The sequence below is a fragment of the Jeotgalibaca caeni genome, from assembly GCF_028863945.1.
In the GTDB taxonomy this organism is placed as follows: Bacteria; Bacillota; Bacilli; order Lactobacillales; family Aerococcaceae; genus Jeotgalibaca; species Jeotgalibaca caeni.
In genome coordinates, this window is sequence record NZ_JARBEA010000017.1 from 1 (window position 1) to 12016 (window position 12016).

Consider the following 12016-nt stretch of genomic DNA (forward strand, 5'->3'; position numbering starts at 1 on the left):
TTGATACTTACAACCAAAAATTCCTAGGTCGCAGTCATAAAGGTTTCCAACAGGCCGAAGGCGAGCTCGAACAAATGCTGAGTCAACCGATGGAGAATTAGAAACAATCTACAGTAGGGAAGAACCATTTACACAAAATTATTGACGCTCCCAAATCTTGTCAATTATCAGCATGTTTTGGAACAGTTTCATGTTATTTATCCATTTGGCTTGTTCCTGTAATATTGGCACCTTGAATAAAGTATTTCTGGAAGAAGAAGAATAACAACAGTACGGGCAGCATCGACAAGAGTGAGCCCGCCATCAAGTAGTTCCATTGACTGCTACTTTGTTCTTTGAAGGATTGCAACCCAATTTGAATGGTATAGAATTCTTCTGAATTTACATAGAGCAAAGGTCCTAAGAAATCATTCCACGCTCCGTTAAAGGCTCCAATCGCAACGGTTGCTAGAGCGGGACGCACCATTGGGATTCCAATCTTCCGCCAAATGTAAAAGTGGCTCGCACCTTCCATTTTCGCTGCTTCTAATAATTCTTCTGGTATGCCGCGGTAGAATTGACGCAACAAGAATATATTAAAGGCGTTCCCGAAAAATTGCGGCACGACGAGAGGTAGATATGTATTCACCCATCCAATCCGGGCGAACAAGATGTACTGTGGAATCAAGGTTACGAATCCTGGAATCATCATGGTAGATAATACCAATCCGAATAAGAACCCTTTCCCCCTGAAGCGAATACGGGCAAATCCATATGCCACAAAGGAATTGACCAATACATTTCCGATTACAGAAAGGACAGTCAGGAGTAAGGTATTGGCCGTGTAACGGTCAAAGGGAGCTGCATTCCACGTATTGATATAGTTCTCAAAATGCCATTCTTTTGGGAAAAAGCTTGGTTCCCCTGCCATAATTTCTACCATCGATTTCAAAGAGGTGGAAATCATCCACCACAGTGGAGACAGCAACATCAAGGATCCTGCCAGAAGCAAGACCAAGTTAATCAAACGTAAAGCAAGCGGTGTTTGATTGGGTTTATGGTTTCTCTTACGCGCAGTAAGCTGAGCCATCAATCTTCACCTCCTGTGTAGTGTACCCATCTTGGTCCTAATTTAAGATTGATCACCGTCAAGACCATGATAATGGCAAAGAGGATCCAAGACATCGCCATCGCGTAGCCCATATTGAAACTTTCAAAAGCTTGGTTCCACATGTACAAGTTGTAGAAGAGCATCGAGTTAGCGGGACCCCCGCCGCCTCCAACAGACATGACATACGCTTCCTGGAAGATTTGGAAACCGCCAATCGTACTGGTGATGACGTCAAAGAAAATAACCGGACTAATCATCGGCAAGGTAATCTTAAAGAATTTCTGCATCGCCGTTGCGCCGTCAATATCAGCCGCCTCGTAGAGCGTTTTACTGATTCCCTGCATACTGGACAAGTACATCAGCATTCCACCGCCGACTCCCCAGACTTTCATTAAAATAAGCGCGTTCTTCGTCCAATCCGGATCCGTTAGCCAGTTAGGACCCGGGATACCAAACCAACCAAGCACCAAGTTAACCAAACCTGTTCCTGGATCAAGGAGCTGCATCCATAAAATATAAACCCCCACCCCGGAAAGGACAGCTGGCAAATAGTAAGCCGTTCGGAAGAAACGCATTCCTGGAATGTCTTGATTTAATAAAACTGAAACAAAAATGGCTCCTGCCGTTGTAATTGGTACGGTAAAGGCCACATAGTAAAGCGTATTATATAAGGAAGTTTTGAATAATTGGTCAAAACTGAAGAGCCGTTCATAATTATCGAAGCCAATAAAATCCATTCTCGAGGTGATGTCATAGTTCGTAAAACTACCATAGAGCGAGAACAATAACGGTCCGGCAGTAAAAATAATGAAGCCGATTATCCAAGGTAAAATAAATAGATAGCCTTGCCGTTCTTCTGCGCGGTCTTTCCTGCTTAGTCGTTTTCGACCGGACTTTTTAACTTGCTCATCCTTTCTTTTCAATCTGAAAACTCCCTTCTTCATGAAAGAAAGGGCCGGGACAACAGCCCAGCCCCTTTTTCTGTAATGGTTTATTGATTGCTTTCCACCAAACGTTCCAACGATTCTTGTGCTTCTTGTAGCCCGTCCTCAACCGAAGTTTCTCCGAGAAGAATATTATCTAGGATTGGGTTGAGCGTATTCCCAAAATCAGATGCGGTAAGCGGAACAGGTGTCAAAATCGTATGGTCCATATTCTCTACGGTTAATTGGTAGACCATGCTGTCTTGTTCATCAAAAATTTCATTGTCGATGGCTGTTTCTGCAGCTTCCATATTCGCTACGCTGTCGAAGTTCTTGCTTGCCCAAATTTCCTGTGCATGAACGTCACCCAAGTACTTCAAGAATTTCCATGAAGCTTCTGGGTTCTTCGCTCCCTTTGGAATCTCCGCAACGAATCCGCCACCCCAGCTCGTATGACCGCTACCTTCTTCGCGTTCAGGTAAGAACGCCACGCCGATATTCATATCTGGCGCGTATTGTTTGATTTGCGTATAGAACGTACCCGTTTGGGCAATCATCGCCAGCTCGCCGGTAAAGAATGGGTTCGCTTGTCCAGAATCGATTTGAGCTTGATAACGGTTGACCGTATCGACTCCGTAATGTTCACGCCATTCCAGAATCCATTCCAATGCAGCTGCATTTTCTGGTGTGTCCACTTGCGGATTGCCCTCTTCGTCAAAGAAGTTCTGACCAGCCGAGTTCAGCATCCAAACGTCCATTCCGACTCCATACAATGGGTAGAAGCCCATTTGGGTGAGTTCGCCGCCTTCTTCCACATCTAGCTGTCGCGCATATTCTTCCAGCTCATCCCACGTGGTTGGTGGTGCTTCCGGGTCTAGACCAGCTGCTTCAAACAAGTCTTTGTTGTAGTAAAGTACACGAGTGTCTGTTGTAAATGGAATCCCGTAAGACTCTCCTTCATATAAAGTGGCTTCCCATAATTCTGGGTAGAACCAATCGGAAATATCATCTTCTTCTAGGAATGGTTGGAGACTTTCAGCTTGTTGTTTTTGACCGCGCAGCGCTGTAGCATTGATATCGTTGATGACCACATCAGGAGGATTTCCAGCAGCGATTTGAGCTAATTCTTTCGTCCAAATATCGCCAAAGGGGTTGTAGGTATGCTTCACAAAGATTTCATCTTGCGATTCGTTAAAATCATTAATAATTTCTTCTATAATCGGGCGTCTGATTTCGGACCCCCAAAAGGTCCAAAAATCTAATTCAATCTTCTCGCCACTATTCGCAGTTGTATCGGTTCCTGTTTCTGTCCCCGCATCGGTATCCGTCGTGTTCTCTGTATCTTCGGTATCCGTATTATTTGGCGTAAAAGCTGCACAAGCAGATAACAAAGTGAATGATGCAAACAGCCCAAGCCATTTTCTCATTTTCATGGAAAAATCCTCCTCTTTATTAAAATACAGTCTTTAAATGTATCATACTCATTTTTTCTTTTACGGGCAAATGAAAACCCTCTAGTAATGGGCGGGTAGAAGAGCAAGGATGAGATAGCTTTCTCATTGATAAAAAAAGTGGCACTATACCGCATTTTTAGTCTCATCCCTTTTCAAAAAAGTGCAGTTTTCCATAACAAAATTGAAAATAATTATTTTTGACAGATGGAGAAGAACAATTTTAAGGTATTCTTTTTATTCTGCTTTAAACATGAAAAACACGCTCCAAAGAGCGTGCTTTTCAGTGAGATTTTATTGGTCTAGGTTTACGGATTCATTTTTTCCTAAGTCGTGTTCCTTGTCTCCCACTAGGTTTGCGACAAACTGATACGCGGCTTTTACCTTGCTACCAGATTCCCAATATTCTGCACCGTGGGCATGAACTTTTATTAAAACTAAGTTTGGGTCATCATACTCTGTATTGAAGATGGTTTCGAACGCTTTGTTCCAGAGGTCTTTTTTCTTTTCAGGATCTTCTAAAACTTCTGCACGACCACTGATGGAAACATAGTTCTCGTCGTCATCACTGAATGATACATTGACACGTGGATCGGCTGTTATTTCCTTTATTTTTGGCGTATCACGAAATGTCAGGAACCACAAATCTCCGTCAAACTCGGTTTCCTGCATCGCCATTGGACGAGAAACAAGGCCTCGTTCTGCAATGGTCGTTAGGGAACCAATCTTAATGTCTTTCATCATTGCCTTAACCTTTTCCAACTTTTCTTCATGGGTTAATTCTTGATCTTTTGCCATATTTATTCCCCCTTTTACGAGTATGGTAACACGATTGGATATCGCTTTCAAAATATAACCCTTTGACTTTTTTCCTTTTCAAAAGTGTTTTTATTTTCTATCTTTCAAAAAATGACCTATACTACAGATAGATAGAAAATGGTTACAATTTGGAAAGGAGAAAGATACGATGGGTAAATTTAAAAGCTTTGTCAAAGGTTTGGTAATTGGTGGCGGTTTGGCATTATTATATGCGCCAAAACCAGGTAAGGACTTACGGAAAGACTTAATGAATAAAGCAGATGATGCTGCTGACCGCGCAAAATCATATGGCAATGATTTAGCGGAAAAGGGAAACATCGTAATGGAGAACGTCAAAGAGACGGCTCATGATATTTCCGAAGATGTAAAAGCAACTGCGCAAGAAAACATGGAAAATATGGAAGAATTAGCAAACGATACCGCGGATAAGGTAGAAGATTCAAAAGATGAAATGGCTGAAGAACTTGAAGACGACAAAATGACAACTCCTTAATCGTTCCTATTAGGAAAGGAGCATAGTGATGACGATCCTTGCCGTACTCATTTTATTGCTGATTGCTGTACTAGCTTTTCTGAATATGGAAATCGTTAGTCTTAGCCTTTATTTCATGGATGTATCGATTCCTTTGTGGCTCATCATGATCGGCGCCACCCTTTTGGGAATGGTTGCTGCATTGATGTTTGTCGGTGCGAGGAATGCAAATGCCCGTGACGAGCAACGCAGGCGGAAACAGGATTTCCAAGAAAAATTAGAGGCAAAAGACGAGGAACTACAAGCAGCTCGGCGAGAAACAAATGAAGTCGCGAATCGAACGAGACGCGAAACTGAAATGGCCTTGCAGATGCAGCAAAAAGAACAGGAAGTTGAAGACTTACGGAAACGAATGGCTTTAATGGAAGAAAGTGCCCAACGTGATCGTTACACGAGTGATCCTCCTGTCGTTGAGGAATCAAATGGCTATCCCAACGACATCGTCATTGAGCCAGATTCAAAACAATAAAAAAGAGGCTGGTTCACCAGCCTCTTTCTTTGTGTGCAAGTGAGGGTGTTTTTTTAGCCTCACTTGCACGTTTTTTACCGTTTTGGTATGAGTGAGCCTTTTTTTAACGCTCACTTGCACGTTTTTAGCATTTTTGGTACGAGTGGAGAAATTTTAAAGGCTCACTTGCACACTTCTTACGCATTGTTGTATTGCTTGAAAAACTCGTTTAGGTCGTCGGTTGCTTTTCTGGAACGTTCTAGATGATGGATGTTGTCTGTATAGCGTTTGGTCATGAAATGAAGAAACAACACATCCACTGCGTACAATTGGTTCAGCAAGGAAATGGTGGCGCCGCTTCGTAGAGGTGCTTCTTTTGTGTCAGCAGTCTTTAAGGCTACTTCCGCTAATTTGCTGAGCGAGTTATCCGTATCCTTGGTTAAGGAAACGGTGTGTAATCCCCATTTGTTAGCCACTTCCATCAGCACTAACCCTTCCTTTTTCTCCCCGCTATTCGATATGCCGATATAAACGGAACCAGGTTGGGCGATTGCCATGGATGCAGCAAGTTCATGTTGGTCTTGTGTGCAGAGAACTTGCTTCCCAATACGTGATAATTTTTGCTTGATATCTAGCGCAACCAGATAGGAAGCACCTAACCCATACACATACAGGGTTGGGCAATCAACGAGCCAAGTCGCTGCTTGTTCCATCCGCTCGTTATCAAGAGCACTGTTTGTTTTCTCCAAAGTAAAGTTCGTATGAACGAGCAACTTCTTCTTGATTTGGTCCAATCCTTCATCGGGAAGGATATCTGTATAGAGGTCTTCTTGGATAAGGTTTGACTCGGCAGATAACTGCAGCTTCAATTCCGTGTAGCCATTTAGTCCCATAGACCGGCAAAAGCGGATCACTGCTGCGGCGCTGGATCCCGCTGCTTCAGCCAATTGGGAAGCATTCATTTGGATTATTTCTAATGGCTTCTCTGTAACCAGTTCGCCAATCTTGCGCTCGGATTCAGGCAGCGCCGGTAGTTTTTCCTTGATGGAAAGTACAATATTTTGTTGGATGGGGTTCGCCTCCTTTCGGTTAGAGTAAAGATGAATTTGAGAAAAAAGGCAGTGAACCATTCGATTCACATGCCTTTTTATTATAGTCGTTTATTGGAAGTCTGCCAATGGGTTAGAAGGTTGAGAACCTGCTCCATCTAATTCAGTTGGTTCCATTGCTTCTTTTGGAACTCCAAAGAAGTAAGTAGCCAAGAATCCGCCTAGGTAAGCAGCTAGCAAACCAAGTACATAGCCCCACCACATGCCATCTGGAATCAATGGAATCAAAGCAACCCCACTTGGCCCAATTGCAGTAGCACCGATGTTTCCAATTCCACCGATTACAGCTCCACCAATTCCGCCCCCGATACATGCGGTAATAAATGGACGGCCTAGTGGCAAGGTAACAGCATAGATTAACGGCTCCCCAATTCCTAAAATACCTACTGGTAAGGAACCTTTGATAATATTTGTCAATTGTTTGTTACGACGACATTTTACCCATAGTGCAATCGAAGCTCCCACTTGTCCAGCTCCAGCCATTGCTAGAATTGGTAACAGTAGTGTTTTTCCTGCTGCTGACTCGATCATGGTGATATGAACAGGTGTCAAGATTTGGTGTAATCCAAACATAACCAGCGGCAAGAACGTTGCTCCGAGAATGAAACCAGAAATTGCTCCACCTACTTCAAGTACCCAGTTCACTGCTCCCACTAAGCTGGTAGAAATAAATCCGGCTACTGGCATAATGAAGAAAATGGTAAGCAATCCGACAACTAACAAGGAAACAGTTGGTGTAACAATAATATCAATGGAATCTGGAATAACTTTACGCAGGTTCTTTTCCATAATGGAAAGAAGGTATACTGCGATGATAACGCCGATTACCCCACCTTGACCTGGTGTTAGTGGATCTCCGGTAAAGATATTCGTTAACGAAAGTTCTGGTGCGTTCAGATAGGTTACCCCAGCGATTACCCCACCAAGACCTGGCGTTGCGCCAAAAACACGAGCTGCATTAATCCCGATATAAATATTTAAGTAAGCAAAAAGTCCGTTTTGTAAAATTTTAAGTACTTGGAAGATGTTTCCCCAGAATTCTGGGTCAATGCTTCCTGCGGTCATCAAGTTTTGAATAATCGATGCAATTCCGCCAATAATACCGGCTCCAACGAATGCTGGAATTAAGGGAACAAAAATACTTGCAATTGATTTTAATGCACGTTTGAATGGTGTGTTATTTTTCTTTTGTTGCTCGCTCTTGGTAGCAGCTGCTTTTCTTTCTGCTTCTTCGCGTCCAGAAGTAAGTTCTTTATCCATGTTCACGTTCATTTGTTCACCTTGTTGAACGTTAGAGGATTTCGCCATTTCGTTTGCAACTTTTGCAGCAGTACCCGGTCCTACGACAACTTGCAGGGTATTGCCATCTTCAACGACACCCATTACACCGTTTATTTTCTTTAGGTCCTCCAGGTTGACGCGGGAATCATCGCGAATATCAATCCGCACACGGGTCATACAGTTATAGACTTTGTCTGCATTGCCGGCTCCGCCGATATTTTTGTAAATATCTCTTGCCAGTTGTTGTTCTTTTGTTTCAGCCATGATTATATTCCTCCTTTTTATTCTGTTGCTGCTTGATGAATGAAGCCTTTGGATCTTGTTAGTTTATTAGCTGCCTCCTCTCGGTCACTGTCCGTCAACAGCATCACAATCGCAAGTTTTACTTGCTTACCGGATTCTTGGAAAGCTGCCGCTGCCTCTTCGTAGCTGCATTCGGTAGCTTGCATAATAATCCGTTTGGAACGTTCTTCCAGTTTTTCATTCGTTGGTTGGACGTCTACCATTAAATTTTGGTACACCTTTCCAATCCCAATCATGGAGCAAGTCGATAACATATTTAAGATCAGCTTCTGTGCGGTTCCAGCCTTCAAGCGAGTCGAACCAGTCAAAACTTCTGGTCCTGCATCCACTTCAATCTGAATTTCACTGTACTTGCTGATTTCGGAATTCTTGTTGCAGGCAATCGTCACGGTTTTGGCGCCGACTGTTTTGGCGTATTCCAATCCCCCGATGACATAAGGAGTCCGTCCACTCGCTGCAATTCCAACAACCGTATCTTTATTCGAAAGGGTTAAGTTTTCTAAATCTTCTTTTCCTAGTGCAACAGAATCTTCTGCGCCTTCAACTGCTTGGGTCATTGCCCGTTCTCCACCGGCAATCAAACCAACGACCATCTCAGGCGAAACACCAAATGTCGGTACACATTCCGCTGCGTCCAAAACACCCAAGCGGCCGCTTGTACCAGCTCCCATGTAAATCAAGCGTCCTCCTTGATTGAAAGAATCGATAATGGTCTTAACCGCTTCTTCAATTTCTGGCAAAGCCTCCTTGATTGCTGCGGGTACTTTTGCATCCTCTTCATTCATTTGGCGAAGCATTTCTTGAACGCTCATTTCATCCAAACGCATGGTATTCGGGTTTCTTGTTTCTGTCGTTAACTTTCCTAAATCCATTTATTCTCTCTCCTCCCAGCGGATTTCAAACAGCTGTCCTGGTCCGCAAAACTCTAATAACGATAACTCCTGCTCATCAATCCGACCGATCACATTCACTCGTTCGTCTTCTGGCAAGCTTCGTTTGGTAATTTGAATCTCTCCGGCATAACGGCCGTATCCGTCATTATCCATGGTAATCGAACCAATGGATCGCTTCATGGTCAATCCTTGTTCAATCGGCCCTTTCGCTTGTAGACGCGATTCTTCACTGCGAACCACATCTCGCGCACTGTCCATCCGATTCCGATGGCGACCTGCTACACGGTCCGCATGTTGATCCCACTCACTTAACAGAGATGTTGCATGGAATAAAATCGTATTTTCTTCCATATACAGGTGGAATTGCTCTCTTAAACGCTCCGAAATTTCCGGATCACCGATATAAACTTTGTCAACGTCATAAGCTTTCACTAGTTCAAGTGCCGCTCCCAATGGATTCATATCACGATGTTTTTCTAGAGTCGGAAGCCCCATATGTAACGGGCCTCTCTTCTTCTCATCACTTGGTACAAAGGCCATCACCTGAAATCCGGCAGCCTTCAGCACTTGGTTTTGCTTCTGAAATGGTATTTCATCCAGTCCTGTTTCTGGGCGGGGATAATAGTTATGCCATGCTTCCATTCGCGAAAAGTCAGCGCCATACGATTTCAATTCATCCAGATCTCTCGCTGAAATTGTACTTGCATTCAGCGCTACATTCATCTGATGGCTCAAATCGGCTACTGTTTCCATTGAAATTCCGTAGTCAATCCGAATTCCTGTCAAACCCATTTCCACCAGAGGCTTCACGTTTCCCAGAGAATACCCCAACCGTTCTAAGGCGGTTCCTGAGATATCGACTACTAGTTCCATTTCATTTTCGCGGGCAAATGTCCCTAGCTTTTGTAAACCGTTTAAATATTTGCTATCATCATCTTCAGGGATGTGGATGGAAGTAAAGATACCGCGGAAACCACTCTTGGCCATTGCTTCCATATAAGCGAGGGTTTCTTGTGTCAGTTCTTCATTCACGAACACAGAAAATCCATACATTGACAACCCCTCCTGCAATCGTTTTTTATACACCCTTATTATAACTTCTTAAAATTTTATTTCAAGTGTTTTCGCTATCATTTTGAAAAATACATGAGAATGTAAAATTTCATTTCATAGCCATGTTAGTATTTCATAGAAAAGAGGGAGATTATGCAACGACTTTATTTTGTACGACACGGACAAACGGAACTAAACTTAGGCAAACGGGTTCAAGGTGCCATTGATTCGCCATTGTTAGATCAAAGCAGAGTGGAAGCGAAGAAAACGGGAACGTTCCTCGCTGAAACAAATATTCAGCACATCATCAGCAGCCCACAGCTACGCGCTTGGGAAACTGCTCAACACATTCAAGATCATCTAGGACGGGAAGTGATTCTCGAAGTAGATGACCGTCTAAAGGAAATGGGTTACGGGGAGTGGGAAGGCTTATTCATTCCTGAATTGGCACAGACGCATCCAGAACTCTTCCATCATTTGCGTCAGGAGCCCCATCTTTACGATCCTGCTTCCTTTGGCGGAGAGAGCTACCAAGATTTAATTCAAAGAGGTTCCGAATGTATCATCGAGCATGCGGAGGCTCATCCTGAAATGGATTTATTATTTGTCGGACACAGCATCCATTTCATGTCCACACTTCTTACCTTGACCGGTCATCCATTAAAGGACATCCGCTCTTACCCACCACTTGGGAACACAAGTGTGACATGCTTACAAAGAGACGGAAACACCTTTACGATTGACTTCTGGAATCACGTGGATCATTTGAAATAGAAACTGTTTGAATATTGAAATATTGATATAAATGGCGTATAATAAGGGTTGTTTCTTATTTAGAAATTTTATTTCTCATTTATAAAAGATGGAGGTTTCGTAGTGGCAAATGACTCTTTTTATACGCGATTAAATAAAGATGAAAAGTATATCGTGAAGGCTTGTTATTATGTTTTTGCCGTGAACGGTTTGTATGGAATGATTATGGGTTCGCTGCTTCCTTATATAAGTGAAGCATACAACTTGAGTGACACAGTCAGCGGTTCGTTATTATCCTCCCATTATGTGGGAAATTTACTGGCAAGTTTTATTGCCGGGATCTTGCCGATTTATATGGGACGAAAACGTGCTATTATTTTCCTCAGCAGTTTTGTAACAGCTGGATTCTTGCTGATGATTTTCACTGGTAACCCGTTCTTATTAATCCTTTCGTTCTTCTTTACCGGGTTGAGCCGAGGCAGTATTTCTAACTTCAACAACACCATCATGAATGAAGTTTCCAACAGCAGTTCTGCTGCACTGAGCTTCCTGCACAGTATTTTCGCGATTGGTGCCTTGTTAGCACCGTACTTAGTGATTGGTGCGGTTCGATTGGTTGGAGAAAACGGTTGGCGATTGGCTGGATTCGTGATTGTTCTTTTGACGGCACTTTCCATCTTCTTCTTCACCCGGATGCGGATGCCGGAAGAACATGTGAACCGCAAAGCGAAAGTTACTTCTTACGAATTCATGAAGAAGAAGACTTTTTGGATTCTGGCTGGAATGCTGTTCTTCTACTTATGCGGTGAATCTACAATCAATGGCTGGTTAGTGAAATATTTTGTCGACTCAGGAATCTTAACGATTGGGTATTCGCAGTTTCTTGCTTCCTTGTTATGGATTGGTGTTCTAGTTGGACGCTTGACCGTAGCGGCAGTCGGCGATCGCTTCCCGCGCATTCGCTTGCTGTACCTATTGACCTTTATCACCACCGCATTATTTATCGTGTTGCTGTCCTCCAGAGACCAAACCGTCATTACCTTTACTATCTTAGGTCTGGGGCTCTCCATGGCAGGTATTTACCCAACTACGATTGCTTCAACCGGTGGCTTCATCAAAGAATACCCGATGGCAATGGGTGTCCTGTTGGTGCTCGGTGGAATTGGTTCCATCTTGATGCCAACCATTACAGGTGCTCTATCTGATCAATTCGGTATCTTCTACGGAATGGCCGCGATTGGCGTTGCATTGGCACTGATGATTCTATGTGTATTCTTGTATGACCAAGATCAAAAAGTGAAAGTTTGATTGCAATAGAATAATAAAGAAGCGTCCCTCAAAAGTGGATAAACTTTTGAGGG

The 12016-nt window shown here is 43.2% G+C and carries 12 protein-coding genes; 4 read left to right on the forward strand and 8 right to left on the reverse strand.

Annotation, left to right across the window (positions count from 1 at the left end; all coding sequences use genetic code 11):
- Positions 1-193: 193 nt before the first annotated feature.
- The 4 genes from PVE40_RS05155 to PVE40_RS05170 form a co-directional block, all read right to left on the reverse strand.
- Complete coding sequence (locus tag PVE40_RS05155; RefSeq protein ID WP_274730820.1) at positions 194-1069, reverse strand: carbohydrate ABC transporter permease; 876 nt, start codon at positions 1067-1069, stop codon at positions 194-196.
- Complete coding sequence (locus PVE40_RS05160) at positions 1069-1923, reverse strand: carbohydrate ABC transporter permease (protein ID WP_274730860.1); 855 nt, start codon at positions 1921-1923, stop codon at positions 1069-1071. The genes PVE40_RS05155 and PVE40_RS05160 overlap by 1 nt, the downstream gene beginning before the upstream one ends.
- Positions 1924-2081: 158 nt before the next feature.
- Entirely contained in the window at positions 2082-3446 is a 1365-nt protein-coding gene (locus PVE40_RS05165) for an ABC transporter substrate-binding protein (protein WP_274730821.1), read from the reverse strand.
- Between the two features lie 312 nt (positions 3447-3758).
- Positions 3759-4262, reverse strand: coding sequence for a pyridoxamine 5'-phosphate oxidase family protein (locus PVE40_RS05170; RefSeq protein WP_274730822.1), 504 nt, complete (start codon positions 4260-4262; stop codon positions 3759-3761).
- Positions 4263-4431: 169 nt separating this feature from the next.
- Between PVE40_RS05170 and PVE40_RS05175 the strand changes: the two genes are divergently transcribed.
- Positions 4432-4776 carry a YtxH domain-containing protein gene (locus PVE40_RS05175; protein WP_274730823.1) on the forward strand — a complete coding sequence of 115 codons (345 nt, stop codon included), beginning with the start codon at positions 4432-4434 and terminating at the stop codon, positions 4774-4776.
- 28 nt (positions 4777-4804) lie between these two features.
- Positions 4805-5284 carry a LapA family protein gene (locus PVE40_RS05180; protein WP_274730824.1) on the forward strand — a complete coding sequence of 160 codons (480 nt, stop codon included), beginning with the start codon at positions 4805-4807 and terminating at the stop codon, positions 5282-5284.
- A 176-nt stretch (positions 5285-5460) separates the two neighbouring features.
- On the opposite strand, the gene PVE40_RS05185 is transcribed toward PVE40_RS05180, so the two are convergent.
- The 4 genes from PVE40_RS05185 to PVE40_RS05200 are packed head-to-tail and all read right to left on the reverse strand — an operon-like array spanning position 5461 to position 9902.
- Positions 5461-6393: a MurR/RpiR family transcriptional regulator gene (locus PVE40_RS05185; RefSeq protein ID WP_274730825.1), complete on the reverse strand. Its 933-nt coding sequence runs from the start codon at positions 6391-6393 to the stop codon at positions 5461-5463.
- A 30-nt stretch (positions 6394-6423) separates the two neighbouring features.
- Positions 6424-7917 carry a PTS transporter subunit EIIC gene (locus PVE40_RS05190; protein WP_274730826.1) on the reverse strand — a complete coding sequence of 498 codons (1494 nt, stop codon included), beginning with the start codon at positions 7915-7917 and terminating at the stop codon, positions 6424-6426.
- 17 nt (positions 7918-7934) lie between these two features.
- Complete coding sequence (gene murQ / locus PVE40_RS05195; RefSeq protein ID WP_274730827.1) at positions 7935-8828, reverse strand: N-acetylmuramic acid 6-phosphate etherase; 894 nt, start codon at positions 8826-8828, stop codon at positions 7935-7937.
- The gene (locus tag PVE40_RS05200) at positions 8829-9902 is read right to left on the reverse strand and encodes a DUF871 domain-containing protein (protein ID WP_274730828.1); all 1074 of its coding nucleotides are present in this window, start codon (positions 9900-9902) and stop codon (positions 8829-8831) included.
- Positions 9903-10055: 153 nt separating this feature from the next.
- On the opposite strand from PVE40_RS05200, the gene PVE40_RS05205 reads away from it, so the two are divergent.
- Both PVE40_RS05205 and PVE40_RS05210 read left to right on the forward strand, forming a co-directional pair.
- Positions 10056-10676 carry a histidine phosphatase family protein gene (locus PVE40_RS05205; protein ID WP_274730829.1) on the forward strand — a complete coding sequence of 207 codons (621 nt, stop codon included), beginning with the start codon at positions 10056-10058 and terminating at the stop codon, positions 10674-10676.
- Positions 10677-10778: 102 nt separating this feature from the next.
- Positions 10779-11963 carry an MFS transporter gene (locus tag PVE40_RS05210; RefSeq protein WP_274730830.1) on the forward strand — a complete coding sequence of 395 codons (1185 nt, stop codon included), beginning with the start codon at positions 10779-10781 and terminating at the stop codon, positions 11961-11963.
- The last annotated feature ends 53 nt before the right edge of the window (positions 11964-12016 follow it).

Excerpts from the sequence above, each read along its gene's own strand:
- PVE40_RS05175 (WP_274730823.1), top strand. The coding sequence starts at position 4,432 with ATGGGTAAATTTAAAAGCTTTGTCAAAGGTTTGGTAATTGGTGGCGGT.
- PVE40_RS05185 (WP_274730825.1), bottom strand. The coding sequence starts at position 6,393 with ATGGTTCACTGCCTTTTTTCTCAAATTCATCTTTACTCTAACCGAAAG.
- murQ (WP_274730827.1), bottom strand. The coding sequence starts at position 8,828 with ATGGATTTAGGAAAGTTAACGACAGAAACAAGAAACCCGAATACCATG.
- PVE40_RS05190 (WP_274730826.1), bottom strand. The coding sequence starts at position 7,917 with ATGGCTGAAACAAAAGAACAACAACTGGCAAGAGATATTTACAAAAAT.
- PVE40_RS05165 (WP_274730821.1), bottom strand. The coding sequence starts at position 3,446 with ATGAAAATGAGAAAATGGCTTGGGCTGTTTGCATCATTCACTTTGTTA.
- PVE40_RS05170 (WP_274730822.1), bottom strand. The coding sequence starts at position 4,262 with ATGGCAAAAGATCAAGAATTAACCCATGAAGAAAAGTTGGAAAAGGTT.
- PVE40_RS05155 (WP_274730820.1), bottom strand. The coding sequence starts at position 1,069 with ATGGCTCAGCTTACTGCGCGTAAGAGAAACCATAAACCCAATCAAACA.
- PVE40_RS05200 (WP_274730828.1), bottom strand. The coding sequence starts at position 9,902 with ATGTATGGATTTTCTGTGTTCGTGAATGAAGAACTGACACAAGAAACC.
- PVE40_RS05205 (WP_274730829.1), top strand. The coding sequence starts at position 10,056 with ATGCAACGACTTTATTTTGTACGACACGGACAAACGGAACTAAACTTA.
- PVE40_RS05180 (WP_274730824.1), top strand. The coding sequence starts at position 4,805 with ATGACGATCCTTGCCGTACTCATTTTATTGCTGATTGCTGTACTAGCT.